Origin of the sequence: Solibacillus isronensis (assembly GCF_900168685.1) — a bacterium.
Taxonomy (GTDB): Bacteria; Bacillota; Bacilli; order Bacillales_A; family Planococcaceae; genus Solibacillus; species Solibacillus isronensis_A.
The window spans coordinates 198,482-217,575 of sequence record NZ_FVZN01000014.1 but is presented as its reverse complement, the minus strand read 5'-3'; the positions used below and the strand labels follow the sequence as shown (position 1 = coordinate 217,575).

At 37.7% G+C, this 19,094-nt stretch carries 10 protein-coding genes; 3 read left to right on the top strand and 7 right to left on the bottom strand.

The genetic code is table 11. The annotated features are described in order from the left end of the window. Nucleotides 1-451 precede the first annotated feature (451 nt). The 5 genes from B5473_RS09735 to B5473_RS09715 all read right to left on the bottom strand — a co-directional run bounded on the left by B5473_RS09735 (nt 452) and on the right by B5473_RS09715 (nt 11,467). Entirely contained in the window at nt 452-3,367 is a 2,916-nt protein-coding gene (locus B5473_RS09735; RefSeq protein WP_079524687.1) for an S-layer homology domain-containing protein, read from the bottom strand. 175 nt (nt 3,368-3,542) lie between these two features. Further along, nucleotides 3,543-6,320: an S-layer homology domain-containing protein gene (locus B5473_RS09730; RefSeq protein ID WP_079524686.1), complete on the bottom strand. Its 2,778-nt coding sequence runs from the start codon at nt 6,318-6,320 to the stop codon at nt 3,543-3,545. A gap of 30 nt (nt 6,321-6,350) precedes the next feature. Beyond that, on the bottom strand, nt 6,351-6,599 hold the full coding sequence (locus B5473_RS09725; protein WP_079524685.1) for a hypothetical protein: 249 nt from the start codon (nt 6,597-6,599) through the stop codon (nt 6,351-6,353). 163 nt (nt 6,600-6,762) lie between these two features. Further along, nucleotides 6,763-9,726, bottom strand: coding sequence for an S-layer homology domain-containing protein (locus B5473_RS09720; protein ID WP_079524684.1), 2,964 nt, complete (start codon nt 9,724-9,726; stop codon nt 6,763-6,765). Between the two features lie 556 nt (nt 9,727-10,282). Beyond that, on the bottom strand, nt 10,283-11,467 hold the full coding sequence (locus tag B5473_RS09715) for a chromate transporter (protein WP_079524683.1): 1,185 nt from the start codon (nt 11,465-11,467) through the stop codon (nt 10,283-10,285). A gap of 246 nt (nt 11,468-11,713) precedes the next feature. Between B5473_RS09715 and B5473_RS09710 the strand changes: the two genes are divergently transcribed. The 3 genes from B5473_RS09710 (at nt 11,714) to B5473_RS09700 (ending at nt 15,439) form a co-directional block, all read left to right on the top strand. Next, on the top strand, nt 11,714-12,394 hold the full coding sequence (locus tag B5473_RS09710; protein WP_079524682.1) for an amino acid transporter: 681 nt from the start codon (nt 11,714-11,716) through the stop codon (nt 12,392-12,394). Next, nucleotides 12,394-13,821: a 6-phosphogluconate dehydrogenase gene (locus tag B5473_RS09705; RefSeq protein WP_079524681.1), complete on the top strand. Its 1,428-nt coding sequence runs from the start codon at nt 12,394-12,396 to the stop codon at nt 13,819-13,821. Before B5473_RS09710 ends, B5473_RS09705 begins: the two co-directional genes overlap by 1 nt. A gap of 142 nt (nt 13,822-13,963) precedes the next feature. Continuing rightward, nucleotides 13,964-15,439: an S-layer homology domain-containing protein gene (locus tag B5473_RS09700; protein ID WP_079524680.1), complete on the top strand. Its 1,476-nt coding sequence runs from the start codon at nt 13,964-13,966 to the stop codon at nt 15,437-15,439. A 50-nt stretch (nt 15,440-15,489) separates the two neighbouring features. On the opposite strand, the gene B5473_RS09695 is transcribed toward B5473_RS09700, so the two are convergent. Next, nucleotides 15,490-17,055, bottom strand: coding sequence for a sensor domain-containing diguanylate cyclase (locus tag B5473_RS09695; RefSeq protein ID WP_079524679.1), 1,566 nt, complete (start codon nt 17,053-17,055; stop codon nt 15,490-15,492). A 309-nt stretch (nt 17,056-17,364) separates the two neighbouring features. Next, nucleotides 17,365-18,930 (bottom strand): sensor domain-containing diguanylate cyclase, encoded by a 1,566-nt coding sequence (locus B5473_RS09690; protein WP_079524678.1) that lies wholly within the window; start codon nt 18,928-18,930, stop codon nt 17,365-17,367. Between the last annotated feature and the right edge of the window lie 164 nt (nt 18,931-19,094).

Sequence of the window (19,094 nt, the reverse complement as noted above, 5' to 3'; positions counted from 1 at the left end):
AAGGGCTATTCTCTCTTAATCGTTCGGTCCTTCCAAGTAATTCTAGACTTACTTGTACTATGACCTCTGCTGACTTCTGACAGTTCAGCTACTTGTCACCAAGTAGGTTATGAAGGGTACTTCGCATTTCTGTCAGACCTCCCCGGGTAAGCGCATGCACTTTCACACCGTCTATCCGCCTCATTTACTCGATATGACCTTCGACAGAAGGAGCTTTGTTTTGTTCAGCAAACTCGCTCAGCCATACCTAGCCTTATATGAGATTCGTGTTCCTCGGACCGGTGTTTTGCCGCCAGCTTCCTTCAGATTCCGCGTCACCACGGACACCCTTGCTCTTGGCTAACCTCTACTTCTGTCTTCGGGGCTCGGGACTTGCACCCTATAGTTCATGCGCATGCCGGGCACACTAAAAAGGCATACATGCAATCAAGCATGTATGCCCCCTCCAACCTTAGTTCGTACCTAAAATAATTTGCTTTTCAAAGGTATCAACTACAGCATTGCCTGCCGCATCCACTACTTTCGCTATACCTGTACCTTTTTTAACCGTAACGCTCGTACCTGATGTTTGGTTAGCTGATAATGTAATGACTGCTGTATTGCTGGTTGTTGAAGGTGTTACTGATGCAATTCCAACCGATGCTCCTGCAGAGTTTACAATATCAAAGGCATTTGCTGCAAGACCACTGACATTCTCGCTAAATGTAAGCTCGATCTGGTTTGCTGATATGAATTTAGCTGAATTTAGCTCAGGTCGGATATTTTCCTTTAAGTTGACTACGGCTGTTAAGTTATCTTGTGAGGCAACCGAATCTTTTGCTTTCACACCAGTAATAGTTAAGTTACGCTCACCGGATGCAGTTGTTTCATTTTGCGCTAATGTCAAAATAACCGTATCTAATGCATCACTTGGAACTTGGGCATTCGTAATTCTCGCATTTGGGATTGAATAATTGCTTGCAACGGATGCTGTTGTTGCATCCAACACATGGTTAAACTTCAATCGTACTTGGTTGTTTGTTAATGTTGAATCTGTCGCTGAAGTTGTAACCGTCGGCGTAGTCAGTACATTTTCATTATTAGAATAATCCGATGTACGCTCGAAAGTGACTGCTTTATTCGCTGTATTCACGCCATACGCACTGTCCACTTCTGTGAATGATAAAGTAACATTATACGTTGCATTATCCGTGTCTCCTGTACCTAATAAATTGTCCAGTTTCACGCGCACTACACTACGATTGCCGTTCTCTCGATACTCTAACGCTGTTGCCGCACCTTTGAATGAATGTGTTACGCCGCCTTTTACATAGTTGCCGGAAGCGGTTACACGTGATGCATTCACTAAATCCACTGGTTTGTTGAGTGTAATATTTAAATACTCAAAATTGCCTTCTCGTGTTACAGAAGTTGACGCTACTTCAGGTGCTGCTGTATCAAGTGTAAATGAATGAGTAGTCGTAAAGGTATTCGTTTCACCTGAAATATCGGTTATTGTTTTGCCAGAGGCTGTGCCAATATTATAAACACCTGTTAAATCATTTGTAGCGGTAACGGTAAATGAACGATCATCCCCAGCGACTGCATCAATTGCCGTAATCGCATTTGCCGAATTCCCTAAACGTAATTCCAGATCACCGATTGCAGGTTTTTGAATTCGTTCCGAGAATGTCAGTCTGAATGTTCTCGGACCAGTTTGCGAAATACTTGTTAGCGTTGGTTTAACTCCATCAGCCCCACCCATCGCAAAGCTAGTCGTTAACGGATTTGGTGTACTGAAGTTTCCGGCAATATCACGCAGTCCTGCAAATGTTGCGGTCACTTGTGTATTTGCCGCTAATGGCTGACCATTTACCATCGCATTTGATAAATCAAAGTCTGCATACGTAGCACCCGCTGCGATTTCTCCAGTAATACCTGTTACATTTGTACCGTTAGCGATTCTGAATGTAATACTGCTGTTACTAAATGCGCGCAAAGGTTCTGAGAACGTAACGCGAACTGTTTTTGCATCTCGGTTTACTGTACTGATTAACGTAGGTGCCACTGTATCCGTACCGAAATTGACGACATCATCATATGGAGTAACCGTTGTACCAGCTGTATTTTTCACATTATTAACTTTTACGAGATAGCGTCCTGATAAAGCTGCAGCCCCGTTTGTGGAGATTGTTAATGTACGTCCATCTTCGCTTAACTGCCCTCTCGAAAGAGTAACGGCACTATTGTCTACAGCCGAAACCGTTACATAGTTTGCCAATTGTGCAGAAGATAAGCTGGCAGGCAAGTCTACTCTTTGATTGAACTTCACTTCAATTTGTCCACCATTCAGTGCCTTGACAGTTGCGACTTTCACTTCTGTAACGACATACGTTACTTTCGCTGAATAATCTTTACCGTCAATCTTAAAATCTACCGTTGTTTCTTCATTTTCAGGAAGATTGTTTTCTAAAGTAACTTCGTGCTCGGAATTGTCGCTTAATGTGACTTTTAATTTATTCGCTCCCGTAGCTTCAGCTGCTTTTACTGTTAAAGGAACATTGTAAGTGACAGAAGTACCATACTCTTTACCGTTGATCGTAAATTTAACAGGCGTTTCTTTGCCGGCTTCCAACGGCGTATCTAAGTTCACCGTATGTTCAGTATTGTTTGTAAGTGTAACTTTTAATGTCGAAGCATTTATAACTTCGACCGCTTTCAATCCTTCTCCCGGCACTTCCACTTGAAGCATTTTATACAGGAATGAAGAGAACTGACCGCGCGTTGTGAAGCCTTTCGGGTTGAAGTTCGGCACGCCCGTTACATTATAGTAGTCCAATACTCTGATTGCGGAACGTGCTTCTGCTTTTGCTCTGTTATAATCGACTACATCCTCATTGAAATCCTGCCCGATTACATATCCTAGGAAGTCAAAATTATTAATATTCGTATAGGCACGCACTAGAACAACCGCCATATTTTCACGTGTAATCGGATCTGCCGGTAACAGGTTTCCGTTACTTCCGTTAAATACACCGTTGTCCTTTACTAATGCCGCATATTGCAACAGCTCGTCCTGCGAAGTGCTGCGCAAGTCTGAAAAGCGCATATTTGTTTTATAATCTGAAGGGATTTTGTAACCTTGTGACACTAAGTATTTACCTAATAGTTTTACAACATCCGAACGTGTCAATGTACGGTTCGGTTTAAATGTCCCATCCGGATATCCTGAAATGATGCCTTGGCTTACGAGTGAATCAATCGCCTTTTCATGTGTATTTCCTGCTGTGTCCGAAAAACTGGCCGCACTTGCTGCCGGGACAATTGCCGATGCCACTAATGTCGCAGTAGCCGCCGTCGTCAAAAACTTCTTGTACTTTTTCTGCATCTTTATTAACCTCCTAGTTTGTAAAACAATTAAATATGTTGCCTTCTTCAAACTTGCTTACAACCTATGCATTTCCACAAATTATTTGAATATAAACTCAATTTCGTTAAAATGACTAAAAAGTATTATTAAAATATAAAAAAGCATATCTATCGAAATAGATATGCTCCAAATATTAGTAATTAATATTCGTAGGAACGGTAAATTGAATCGGTGATAGGACTAGTTTATTATTTGCATAGTCACTTACCGTTGAAGTGGCCGTTTGTGTAATTGTAACAACTTGGTTTGATTTTAACGGTTGGGCTAATCGAATTGCCACCTGCTCGTTAGTAGTCGAATAAACTTGTGAAATCGGCACAGCTAAATCGCCCACTTTAACCTCAAACGAATGATTCAATGCATTTTTAACTGCTTCATTAAATGAAAGAGTAATCGTATCGGTATCTGTAATATTATGATACTGATATTTTGGGGCGATATTTTCATTTAAAAAGATCAGTTCCGTTTTAGGTTCCATTGTTACAATTGAATTCAAAGCCCGTAAATTGCTGATCGTTAAATTCGTACCGCGGGATTGGGCAATGTCTTCCTTAACCGTTAAATATACTTTGTATGGTTCATTATGTTTAACAACTGCTTGCTGTATTGTCAAACCGTCCAATGTATAGTTTTGCAGGTTCGATGCCGTAATACCGTCTACATGTGTAGAAAACGTAATGACAATAGTTTTATTATCAATATTTGTTCCCTGTCTAGCATTATAAGAAGTTTCCACGCTTAATACAGATAACTTCTCTTCATTTTGTGCAAAATCAGAGCCGCGTGCAAAATTAACCTGATAGGCTGGGTTCACCGCTTGTCCATACTCACTTGTAACTCCTGTGAATGTAGCACCAACTGAATATGTGTAACCTGCAGTAGTAGTCCCAGCCACACCAGAACTAGATAATTTACTTAAACGAACGCGGATTGTTTTGTCGTTCGTTGTTGATTTTTCGACCTGTCCGAACAAATTATTTGCTAACGGATACGTATATCCGTTTAAAATATAACTTCCTGCCAGCGTCACCTGCGCAAATGCCGCTGCTTCTACATTTCGGTCAAATGTAAACTCTAAATACTCGACTCCTTTATCCTTCACAACATTTGTACTGACAACAGACGGAATTGTTGTATCTGCTACAAAGTTATACGCTGTCGAAAATACATTCACTTCACCTGAAACATCGGTAATATAGCGTCCAGGCGTCGTCGATATTGTAGTGTAGCCATTTAACGAACCACTTGTCGTAACGATATAGGAATTTGCATCGTCTTTATCTTTCACAATACTCGTAATTGCTGGTGAATACGTATTTTGAGCAATCGTAATGTCTGCCGGCATAATTGTACGAATTTCCTCAGAGAATGTTAACTTAAATTTTTTCGCGCCCATTTGTGTAACATTCGTTAAAGTAGGTACAACGCCATCTTTATCCCCTTTGGTAACATATGTTGTTAATGGGTTTGACGAAGAAAGATTGTTTGAAATATCGATAATTGTTCCAAATGTAATCGCAATTGCTGTACCTGGTGCTAAAACTTGTCCTTTTGCTGTAGCTGCAGATAAATCGTAAATAACTTCTGTCGCATTTTTTTCAATTGTCCCTTGAATACCTGAAACAACTGAACCATCTGCTAGTTTAAATTGAGTTACTCCAATCGGATTTGTAACCGGTTCTGTAAAAATCACTTTTACTTTAGTAGCCGAAACATTTTCTACTTTCAAAACTCCCGGTGATGTTTTATCAGGGATGAAAGTTGCAATATCATCATACTTAACAAGCTTTTTCGATGTTGCGGATTCAATACCGTCAACTACGACACGGTAGCGTCCTTCAAGCCCGGCAGTTGCATTAATTGTCACCGTCAATGTGCGCTTATCTTCACTTAATTGTCCTTTTGACAATTGTACTTGTCCAAGACGATCGATACCTGTAACCGCAACAAGTTTATTAATGGCTGCCGTATTTAGATCTGCCCCCAGTTTCACAGGCTGATTAAATGTAATCGCAACTTGGCCGCCATTTGGATTTGTAATAGAAGAGATTTTCAAATCCGGTACTTCAAATTTTACTTTCGTTGTAAATGTTTGTTCGTTAACATCAAAAGTAACTTCAGTTTCCACATTTTCCACTAATGGTGTTTTTAATGTCACAATATACGACTTATCATCAGAAAGCGTAACACGCAGTTTATCAACTGCTTGTACTTCAACTTTTTTTACTGTTAAAACAGGCTTTTCAGGTTCAGGTTTAGGTACTTCAATTTGCAGCATATTATAAAGGAATGTTGCGAATTGACCACGCTTTGTCGGATCTTTCGGATTGAATGTTTTTTGCTTTGTTACCGCATAGTAAGCCAATGTTTCAATTGACTCCTGGTGCTCTGTAGATGTTCTGCTTAAATCACTAATATTCGATTTATAGTCTGTTTCCTTCATTGCTTCAACATAATCGAAATCATTGATGACCTTAAATGCGCGCACTAAAACAGTCGCCATCTGGTCGCGGCGTAACTGGTCACGGTGCATAAGTGCCCCGTTACTTCCTTGGAAAACCCCAACATCTTTTACTAATGCTGCGTACTGTAACAATTCATCCTGTGATTTCGCCGTTAAATCTGTAAAGCGCATTTTCGTTTTATAATCTTTCGGAACTTCATGACCTAATGAAACTAAATATTTCCCTAACAGTTTTACAACATCTGAACGAGTCAAGTTTTGATTCGGTTTAAACGTGCCATCGGGATAACCACCGATAATGCCCTGTTCTGATAAAATCGTAATCGCATTTTCGTGCCCGCTGCCTTTAATATCTGAAAACGATGCGGCACTAGCTGTTGGAACAATCGCCGTTGCTGCTAGAATAGCTGCTGTTGCAGATGCTAGAAATTTAGTATGAACTTTCATATGTAACTCCCCCAATTTATGATGATAGTTTTATATATGTAATAACTTGATTTGATTATGACAAACTTCTGCTATAACCAAAGGAGAGCTATCTGAATAAACCATTTGATCATTATCAATTAAAGCAAATTCTTCAACAAGCACTTCTTCATATTTCCAATTTCTAAACAACGGCAATACTTCTTTACACTGAATTTCCAGGACATTCATTTTAGACTGAAAATAACCTTGTACTTCTAGCAAACACCCATTCACTTTTAATTGGTTAAAAAAATGCATGTGCATCCCTCCATAGGGAATATTGTATAGAATATTATGGTAATTTACAAATTTTCTGACAAAAAAAGTGATTGCATGAACCTTGGGAGGTTATGCAATCACTAAAATTAAAAATCCCTTAAACCTCTTTAAAAGAAGTTTAAGGGGAAAATTAGTTAAATAATTATTTTGTTACAGTTACTTTCTTAGCAACAACTTTGTTAGCTGCTACTGAAGTATCTGTAATAGCGATAGCTGCGTTATCTTCACCTTCTGGAAGGATATCGATAGTTGTAGCTTGAGCGATGTTTAAAGCAGTTTGTAAAGATACGATTACTTCTTTACCGTTTACATCTAAATCATTTACTTGAATTTCGTTACCAGCCACTGTAACTACTAAATCATTAATTGCTGAAGCCATTGAATCATCTGCAATTGCAACATTTTCAGAGAATGTTAACTTGATTTGTTCAGTAGTAGTAGCCGTTTTATCAGCTAATTCAAATTCAGCAGATACTAATGTTGGTGCTACGTTATCTTGTAAAGTTATGTTTTTAACTGTGTTAGATGCGTTCGCAATTTTAGAAATTGTGTTACCAGAAGCATCTGTTAATGAAGCTACAACATAGTCTCCATCTTTAGAAGTTAAAGTTTTAACTACTTCAAATTTATAATCAGCATCAGCAACTACAGTGAATGTAGATGGTAAGCGTAATTCTAAAGCAGTTTTACCAGTGTTAGTGAATACCGCTTTAGTACCAGCTGGTAAAGCTGCGTTATCCAATTTGTAGTTAGCTAAATCTAATGCTGAATCAGTCATTTCTTCAGGGAATGTTACTTTAATAACGTTTCCTGCCTCTAAAGCGATGTTATCAACTGGTAGAGCCACAAAAGTATCTACAGCTTTTGAAGTCACTGTTGTTTGGAACTTAGCGTTACCTAAACCTTGTGCATCTTTAACTGCATCAGCTTCAAATACTAAAGTATAAGTACCTTGCTCTAAATCTTCAGTAGCTACAGTGATGTCTAATGCACTGTTTGCACCTTTAATACCAGCAACACGTGCAACAGATGTTGATAATTCAACACCAGATGGGCTGATTACTTTCACTTTAGAAGCAGTAACATCTTCAATAGCTTCAGTCATTTCAACTGAAAATACTAAGTCAGAACCTGAAACTGCAACTTTGTTAACTGAAGTTGTTAATAATGATGGAGCATCAGTATCTAAAGATAAAGTTACAGATTTAGTTGTAGCTTCACCTAATAACTCAGCGTTATCAGTATAACCTTTGAACTCGACATTTAATGCTACAGTTTTTTCTTTGTCAGCATATAACTTATTAGTACCGTTTTCTGGTTTAACAGTTACTAAATATGTGCTTACTGTGCCGTTTACTAATTTAGCCTCTTTTACTTCAAATTCAGTGTTACCTTTAGTTACTTTAATAGTCCCTAATGACTTAACTGCTTCTGAGAATTTCACTTCGAATGAAGTAGCAGAAACAGCTTTTACTGATTCTACAGTTGGAGCTACAGTATCATTGCTTACAGTGTAAGTGCCATTTAAAGTAGTTGATTCGTTACCTGCTAAGTCTTTAAGGCCTACAATTGTTACATTGTGAGATCCTAATTTAGATAAGTCTTCACCAACATTGATTGTGTAAGTATAGTCACCAGCAACAGTTGTAGCAGCTACTTCTGAAACAGTAACGTTTACACCATCAACACGTACTACAGCATCTTGGATAGCAACAGGTTCAGAGAAAGTAGCAGTGATATTATTACCACCAGCGTACTCTACAGATTTAAGAGTTGCAGCAGTTGTATCAGCTTTAACAGTTACTGTACCTTCGAACTCTACTAATTTATTGAATTTAGCAGCAACAATGTTTTGAGCAACTACTTCATAAGTAGTGTCATCAACTAATGTACCAGCAGCAAAACGAGCGATTACAGTTTTACCGTCTTCTTGTAATTCAATAGATTTTGGAGCGATTGCTTTTTGTTTAGAAGGAGCTTTAGCAGTAAACGTATAGTTACCTTTAGTTTCAGCACCGGCTTCTAATACTTCTTGGTTAAACACAAATTGTAACTCTGTTTCGTTAATTGCTTTTACTTCTTCTAAAAGTAAGTCTTCAACAACATAAGTTACAGTTGCTTTGTGTTCAATTTTGTCAATTGTGAAAGTTACTTCAGTAGCTTTGTTTGGCTCTAAAGCTTTTGTTAATCTTACAGCGTGTTTTGTACCATCAGTTAAAGTAACGTTTAAGTTTAAAGCGTCAACTACTTCAGCAGTTTTTACAGCTAAAACGAAAGTTGCTTTTGCAGTGTACTCTTTACCATCAATTGTGAAAGTTACTTCAGTTTCTTTGTTAGCTTCTAAAGCAGTTTCTAATTTTACTGTGTGTTTTTTATCATCTGATAAAGTAACTTCTAATGTGTTAGCATCTACAGCTACTACTTCTTTAACAGTTAATTCAAATTCAGTTTTGATTGTTTTGTTTAAGAATGAAGCGAATTGAGCACGAGTTACTGAATCTTTAGGCATGAAGTTTTCAACGCCAGAAATACCTAAGTTACGTAATGCTTGGATCGCTTCACGAGCTTCAGCTTTAGCTGTGTTTAAGTCAGCAACTGTAACGTCTTCGATTTCAGAAGCAACTTCTACTAATGTAGTGTCGTTGATTGCTTTGAAAGCGCGGTCTAATACTAGAGCCATGTTTTCACGAGTGATTTTTCCGCCAGCGTTTAATGCGCCGTTAGAACCATTGAATACACCAGTGTCAGCTACTAATGCAGCATATTTTACTAATTCTTGGTCTTTAGCGTCTGCAGCTAAGTCAGTGAAACGAGCTTTTGTTGCATAGTCAGCTGGGATTTCGAAACCTTGGTTTTCTACCCATTTACCTAACATTTTAACAACTTGACCACGAGTTAATTCTTGGTTTGGTTTGAAAGTGCCATCTGGATATCCTCCGATGATGCCAGCTTCTGCTAATGCGTTAATGTTAACAGCATGTGAGTTTTTTTCTGAAACGTCTGAAAATCCAGCAGCAGAAGCTACAGGAACGATTGCAGATGCTACAAGAGTAGCTGTAGCAGCAGTTGCTACGAATTTAGTATATTTCTTAGGTTGGTTAGCCATAGAATGATTTCCTCCAATAAAAACATTTTTTTATCATTATGTTAAATGTTGTCTCGTATATTACGATAACAATTACAAGTATATTAGTAAGATATTTTAATGTCAATGCTATTTTAGGAAATATAAAGTAAACCTCCATATACTTGTAATAGCAAGGCTTTAGTTATCAGAACTTTATGTATATTATTTGGTAATAATTAATTCACATGGTAATAATTAGTTTTATAATATAATTTTTATATTTTCAGAATTATATCTAATGGCATTAAAATGGTACTTTTATGATTTCCTTATTAGTATATTAATTACAAATATAGAACCTTGATACCAATTAAAATCTTACTTTCGTCTAGTTTTTTTTAGGAAGTAGAACTCGTGCCCCAATATGTAAAATATTAGTAGGAAAAAGTAGAACATAGTGAAAGAAATGTAGAACACTCAGCTCCAGAAGTAGAACATTTCCTAGGAAAAGTAGAACAAAAGACATAAAAAGTAGAAACTCCGCTAGATAAAGACGAAAAAAGCCCTCTCCAACGTTAGAGACAGCTTTTATTTTCTATAAAAACACCAATCCCGCTACAACCCCGGTCACTACGACAATCCACGGCGGCAGTTTCCAATATGCCAGCATACTGAATAAAATCACGGCTATAGCAAAATCCTTCGCCTCCAATATAGAACTTGTCCAGATTGGAGAATATAGTGCAGAAATTAAAATCCCAATAACAGCTGCATTCACGCCCATGACTGCGCCTGTAATTTTCGGATGGTGTCGTAGTTGATCCCAAAACGGCAGTGCACCGATCACTAATAGAAATGCCGGTAAAAAAATTGCTACTGTCGCGACTAGCCCTCCTTGCCAGCCATTCATTACTGTTCCTATATAAGCGGCAAATGTAAACAATGGACCTGGTACGGCTTGTGTGACACCATATCCTGCTAAAAATGCTTCTTCACTCATCCAGCCTGTTGGGACAAATTCTTTTTCAAGTAAAGGCAGCACGACATGTCCCCCGCCAAAAACAAAAGAACCTGAGCGGTAAAAACTATCAAACATCGCTAACCAATAAGAACCTGTTGCCTCTTTCAATAAAGGCAAAGCTACCAATAAACCAACAAACAAAAGAAGGCAAAACCCTCCAACCCGTTTAGAAACAGGAAAGCGCGACTGCCCCACTGCCCCATCATTCTTCTGTTTCAGCAAATAGTAACCTATACATGCGGCAATTAAAATAACCCCTACTTGACTAAAAGCGGTTTGCCATAGAACCGACACAATTAATGCCACTATCGCAATTGCCTTTCTTTTTAGATCAGGTGTCAAACTTTTAGCCATTCCGATAATGGCATGTGCAACGATCGCTACCGCCACAATTTTCAAGCCATGAATCCATCCGGCATTTCCAACATTAAATCCGGTCATAAGTAGTGCAAATGCGATAAGCGCTACTACCGAGGGAAATGTAAATCCAATAAATGATGTAATTCCCCCTAGTATTCCTGCACGCATAATTCCAATGCTAATCCCCACTTGGCTGCTTGAAGGGCCGGGTAGAAACTGGCAAAGTGCGACTAAATCTGCATAGCTTTTTTCATCCATCCACTTTCTTCTTCGTACATATTCTTCATGAAAATATCCTATATGAGCAGTCGGTCCGCCAAAGGATGTCAGCCCTAACCGTGTAGAAACTAAAAATATTTCAATAAGTGATCTGATTCTATTTTGCTTCGTTGAATTCATTGTCAGCTAACCCCTTAAGACTATTTTTAAATGTAATACTCCTATATTTGCCAACTACCTTAACTAAAAGTAGCACTTCTTTCTCGCTTAACCTAGACTATTCTTCATTATTTACATACTTTTTACATTTAATTTGCGATAAGGTTTATAATAAAATTATATTTTCTATTACACTGTTAATATATGTGTTATTTACTCCAAATTAGGGTATTAAGCATATGTTAATAAAAATATTGAGGTGAATTTATGTTCGAGTACAAGTTTTGGCATCATCTTTCACACCCATCGCAACTCATACATAATATTGAACGTAGCGAAGATCAAAGACTTATAGGGTATCGGAGAGTTTTGCTGGCTATTTTTGGTTTTACATTACTGTTTTTTATAGTCCGCAACTTCTGGGGGATGAATACAACCGATTTAACAGCATTGCTTGTGAATGGTGAAGGTGATTTGTATAGTTTCGCTCGACTGATGTCATTAATTGGTGCGATTCTAGCAGGTATTTTATTTTTTATCATTCATTATTATGTCATTACATATTTGATTCATTTATTGACAAATATCGATTATGGCTGGATTCGAAAGATACAGCTATATGTCATCTTTTTCATTGTTCTTGAAAAATTGCTGACGGTGATTATCTTTGCAATAGCAGGATATTCTACACAGTTCACAATGTTTTCACTGGCACCTATGATGGCATACGTATATTATCATGACTATTTATTGTTCTTCCTGAATCAACTAACAGTCGCATCGATAATTGCGGTATGGATTCAATACATATTTTTATCGAATTGGACAGATCGACCGAAAGCTTTGTTGTTTAAGTTAATACTTATTCAAATTGTATTGGCATCACTTGTTGCGCTGTATAGCATTCTTCCTGTTTTAACTTGGATTGAAGGGTGGCTTGGTCTGTAATGCGTATAACAAAAAAGGTAAAAGTTTTTAGCTTAGTAGCCCTATTATTTGTTTTAGTGAATGGTTATCTACTATTAAAAGACAACGATATTATCATGAAAAACTACTATATTAATAATGTGCAGTTTGCTGTAGCCGATTATCATGAAAAAATCCTTGAAACAGACGCGGTTGTCGCAGCGAAGCAGGAGCATTTCATCGCAGCACCTGTGCAATCGATTAGCGAAGTGCTCGTTACACAAGGACAAAGTGTCAGCCTATTAACAGAGCTGGCCATTTATAAACCCGAAGAAGCGGAACGTGAACTTACGCGTCTTGAGACGGATCGCGATGCATATGAAAACGAGCTGTCGGAATTAGAAAGAATCGTTTCGGACCTACAATATGAAAACAGCAATTCCTCACCGAGTACTGCAACCGATTCGACTACACTTGGTGACATTGAAAACTGGAATATTAATTTAACGCTGGAGCTTGGTATTGAACAAAATACGCCAACAGCAGAAGGTATTGCAATTATCGAACGTTCCATTGCGGAAACTGAACGCCAAATTACTATTGTGGACAGTATGATTTCCCAGTTAAGTAATAATAATTCCTTAACTACACCAGTTGAAGGGATTGTTAAAGAGATTGTTCTTGAAGGCGATTCGATCATTTTCCAGATTCAATCACTTGAAAAGAAATTTGTTGCCTATGTGGAACATGAAGACTGGAAGGAAATCGAAATCGGTCAAAAGGCCTCTGTTATATTGAATGAAGGCAAAGAAGACGAACTGATCATTGATGGAGATGTACTGGAAAAACAGCAAATACCTGCACGGGATTCCATTGCATTTAATGAAATGAAAAAGAACGATAAAGTAAAGCCGGATGATACAGTGTATGAAGTTAGCATCGAACCAGCTGACTTATTAACGGAAACACCGATTGGTATACTTGCAGATGCGACAATTACTACGTTTGAAGCAAATGAAAGCTTCCAAGTAAACGAGGGTTGGCTTGTAAAATATGAACAAGACAATTCAAGAAACCTTATTTATACAGTCGGAGAAGACGGGAAAACAAGATTAGAACCTGTTGACCTGCTATTCCAGCATAAAGCTGAAATTGAACAAGAAGAGTTCATGTACGGCGAACCGATTGAAGAAAATATCGAAGAAGAAGGCCTTGAAGAAGCCGTAGTTACCGAACCGCGCATCCAAACTGTCGAACTCGAAGATTCCAAAAAAGAGGACGCTGCGAAAGATGGAGATTTAGAGGACACGGCGGTATTTACTGCTCCAATCGCACCACAGCAAATCTTTATTGACGGCGACGAAAAAAATCTGTTCGCCCCTACATTCAGACCGTACCCATTACGTACGTTTGAATGGACATATGTTGATGCGACATGGAAAGATGCTTTATGGTATTTAATTAAATAAAATATAAACGGCGGGAACATGCTCTTTTTTCCCGCCGTTTTAATATGTATAGAGGACACCGTGTTTTGTTGCCTTTCTGTACGGGTAAAGACAAAAAATAATAGAAACGGAAAATAGAGTTTTAATAAAGGAGTCGAAACGAATGAAAAAAAGAATAACAAAAAGCTTTATAGCTACTACTCTGTTCGCATCCGCATTATTTGTGGCGAGTGATGACGTCTTTGCGAAAAAGACTTTTTATGATGTAGAAAACAGTCAGAATTCCCATACGGAAGCCATCCAATATTTAAATAACTTAAATGTGTATGATTATAAATCCGGCAGTCAATTTAATTTCAGCAAACCTGTTTCACGGGCAGAAGCATCAAAAATTCTCCAAACACTTCTTTCAAGTGATTCGGCTCTGGCCATTCCAAAAGTGCGTTCCTATAATGGAAAGTTTAAAGATGTAACGAATTCAGCTCCTTTTACACAGGAGATTATTTGGGCATATGAATCAGGTATTTTTGATGGAGACGAATACGGCAATTTCAATCCGGATCAGCCAGTAAAACGCTCACATCTATCAAAAATTCTAGTAGAAAGCCTGAAATTAAACGGCGGTACGACAGTCAGCTTTAAAGACGTTTCAAAATCCAGCTGGTACTATGACTATGTAAATATTTTGGCGAGCCACGGGATTACAACAGGCAATGAAAAAAATCAGTTCTTACCGAATAATAATGTCACAAGTGCACAAATGGCAACATTCCTTTATCGGGCACTCAGTTATAAAACGACCGGTGAAGTCATCAGCGAACCAACGCCTCCACCTGCCGAAAAACCTGATACTGCTCTAGCAACTTACAATAGTGAATATGACTTTGATTGGAAACAAACAGGCAAAAATCTGGATTTTGAATTAGAAGGTGTCGACAACAATAAAATCGTCGCACGGTATATGACGAAACAAGGCAAAAGCTTCTTCGGTGCGCAGGATCTGCAAATCGGCACACATAATGCGAGCGATGTAAAAGCGAAGTACGGAACGGAAAATGCAAATGTACATCGCGGAAATGTCGTTTACAATACGCAAGCTTCCAACGAATATAATTTCTATTTAATAGATGACTATTATGTAACGTTTTTCTATGATATTCATAAAAAGAATGTTATTCGCTCAATACTTTATGTCCATAAAGACTATGAAGTGAACAAAGCTGGCTATTACGGTGATATATCCGATACGCAAAAACATTCCGAACAACTTATGGTCGAGCTGATGAATCAGGCACGTGCTGCTGAAGGTGTTAATCCGCTTACACATTCACCGCAATGGGCATCGATAGCACGTAAACACAGTAAAGATATGATTGACAACAACTATTTCTCTCATACAAGTCTAACAGGAACAAAGCCAATAGACCGTATGCTCAGCGGCGGTATGAGCGAGTCCGAGCTCAAAACATGGGGCGAAAATATTTCGTATGGCCACTACAATGTGATTTATGCGCATGAAGGCTTTATGAATAGTAAAGGACATCGAGACAATTTATTACAGCCTGCCTATAAAAACGCAATTGTAGGCTTAGAGTACAGCAGCAAAAAGAGTCCTTACTTTACGATTAATTTCTATTAAACTAATATATCCAGTCACTCTTAATTAAAAAGAGAGACTGGATTTTTAAATTATGCATTTGTTATTTCCACACGGTTCCGCCCGTTCTTTTTCGCTTCATATAGCGCTGCGTCCGCTTTTTCCAATATGATTTTTGGCTGATCCCCGTGCAACGGATAATTTGCGATTCCGGCTGAGAATGTAATCCCTTCCCCCGTTGGACTGATAAGACGGGAAATTTCTTCACGGAATACTTCTAACCGGCTAAACGCATTACCTATCGTCTCTTCGGAAAGCAGGAGAATAAACTCTTCCCCGCCATAACGGCAAGCTAAATCTTCTTCACCAACAACTTCTTTTAATTTACTAGCTATAAATTGCAATACCTCGTCTCCTATAGTGTGACCATAGGAATCATTGACTTTTTTAAAGTAATCCACATCTAAAATGACTAATGTATATGGTTTTTGCTGTTCGGTCCATAAGTGAATTATTTTATCGAAAGTACGGCGATTTAACAGCTTTGTTAACGGATCTGTTGAGGATTCTTCTTTCAGTGTATTCACTTGTCCATGCAAAATTGAAAAGCTTTGAATAAGTGCTTCCCGAATTTTAAACACTTCAAAATACCATGCGCGAATATCTTTGAGTTTATTCATCTCCTGCTCCTGTGCACTGTTCCCTGCTATTTCCGCCATACTTTGAAGTGGACGTACAATACGTGTTGCAAGTATAAAGACAAAAATAGTTGAGAGAATTATAAAAGGCAAACCTCGTGCAAAGACTTCCGATACTTGTTTTCCAACGGCATTTATTGCTTCCTCATACGGTGTTTGAACAACAATTCCCCAGCGAGTTCTTTCAGTGGAGCTATACCCAGCAAGCATTGGCTGATCAAGAGAATTGACAACTTCCTTTGCTCCGCTTTTTTCCTTTATCAGATTTTCTACAACCTCATTTTGCGAGACATTTTCCCCTAGTCGTGCTTTATCCGGATGATAAATGATCTTTCCATTTGAATCCACAACATATACATAAGAACCATTTTCATAAGGATGCCGGCCTAAAACCATTTCAAAAATATCCGACTCATGCAAATAAATCGTACCGTTTACAACCCCTTTAAATATGCCTTCTTTATCATAGACAGGCATGGAAAGAAGAATAATTTCACGACCGGTCGGCGACATATAAGGATTGGTAATATAAGCAGTACGATTTTTTAGCACTTCTAGCCCTTCTTTTGATGTTATCTTACTTCCAGCCAGTCCAAGATCTTGTGGTGCATTGACTAAAATATTCGCATTCGCATCTACTACAACGACAGAACTAAATGTATTTTCCTGCGAATAAAGACGGTTAACCTCTTCTTGAAGGTTTTCCATATTGGTAAATTCTTCACCAATTTCTGCTGCACTATAACGCATAACCCGTTTTGTATCGCCGATAAACTGGTCAATAGTTTCAGATAGTTTTAAAGCATATATCCGGTTATTTTCCAAAGCCTGCTCTTCCATAAATTTCACATTTCCTTGATAGCTACTATATGTACTAACAATTACAGAAAGAAAAAAGGCAAGGGAAATAACTGCGACTATTAAGTATTTTAATTTCATATATTTTTTTAAAGAAATCATGCATTTCTCCTAAAGAATAGAATATTTTTAAGTTTGAAGCATCTATATTTTGATCAAAAATTATACCTAAGCAGAATAAAACTAATTAAAACATAAAAAATTGCTTAATTAACACTTAAAAAAATGTGTTTAATTTTAGCATACCATTCTTTAGTGATTTATCAATTAACTGGAACATCCTTTATAAATTTGAATAATTTTTACCATTCTTCTGTATAGATTTTTCAATCCCAACTAAAAAACTCCACACAGCAAAAGCCATGTAGAGTAACCAGTTCCTCAATTTTAAAGAAAGAATGAATTTTTAAATTATGCATTTGTGACTTCTACACGATTGCGCCCGTTATCTTTCGCTTTATATAACGCTTCATCCGCTTTTGCAATAATAGCCTTTAGCTCGCCACCATGTAGCGGATAATTTGCCATCCCAGCCGAAAATGTAAGGGGTTCTCCTTCAGGACTGATAATTTGCTGAACATTTGACCGAAGCAATTCAACGCGTTCATAAGCATCTTCAATTGTTGTTTCTGTAAAGACAAGAATAAATTCTTCTCCCCCATATCGACATGCTAAATCATCTTCTTGTAACGATTCTTTTAATTTATTTGCTAAAACTTGCAGTACTTCATCCCCTGCAATATGCCCATACGTATCATTAATAGATTTAAACCAGTCTAAGTCCAACATGACGAGCGTATAGTCTTTTTGCTGCTCTGTAATCACTTTAATTTTCTCTTCAAAAGTATGGCGGTTCAATAGCTTAGTTAATGAATCTGTTGATGTTTCTTCTTTCAGTGTATTCACTTTACCATGTAAAACAGAAAAACTATGGATGAGTGCTTCCTGTATTTTATACACTTCGTAATACCATGCACGGATTCCCTTGAGCTTTTTCATTTCCTGATCTTTCACACTGATTTCTGAGATCTCCGCTATTTTTTCAAGAGGACGGACAATATGGCTAGCCAATAAAAATACGACAACTGATGAGAATAAAATGAATGGTAAACCAATTTTAAACACACTTACCACTTGTTGCCCTACCATACTAAGCGCTTCATCATAAGGTGTTTGGACAATGATCCCCCACCTTGTTTTTTCACTTTGGCTATAACCCGTAAGCATCGGCTGGTCAAATGCGTTTACAGCTTCTAGAGCACCACGTTTTTCTTTTAATAATTGAACAACTACCTCGCTTTTGGAAGCATCTGCCCCTAAACTTGCTTTATTTGGATGATAAATAATTTTCCCTTTGTTATCGACTACATACACATAAGATCCATTTTCATAAGGATGCTCACCTAGAATCGATTCAAAAATATTGGAGTCGTATAAGTAGATACTGCCACTCACAAACCCTTTAAACGTTCCTTGTTCTTCATAAATCGGCATTGAAATAACAATCATTTTACGTCCTGTTGGCGAAATATATGGATCCGAAATGAACGGCTCATGTTTATCATAGTTTTCCATTCCATTTGTGGAGAGAACTTTCTTTCCTGCTTCTCCGAGAGATTGCGGTGCGTTTACTATAATATTGTCTTCCTCATCAACAATGAGTACAGAGCTAAACGTATCTCCTTGTAAGTAAAGACGATTTGCTACTTCCTGCAATTTATTTATATTTTCAAAGTCATAGGCAATCTCTGCTGCACTATAACGAATCGTATTAGTTGAATTAACAATAAATTTATCGACTGTTTCCGCTAATTTCAGCGCGTATACCCGATTATTTTCCAGTGTCTGTTCTTGCATTAATTTCATATTCCCTTTGTAGTTACTATAAACACTGATAAGCGTAGAAAGTACAAAGGCAAGGGCAATGACTGAAATGAACAAATATTTTAATTTAACGATATTTCGTAACGAAAACATTACAATCTCCTAGTCCAAATATAGGCAGGTATATTTGATTTAATATAATTGCTAGTATTATAACATAGCGTGATTGCATTCTTTTTAGCATATGCAATATTTTTATGACAATCTTGTTAGGAACTTATGTATTGAGCCAGTAAAAAAGCATCACCAAATCAATT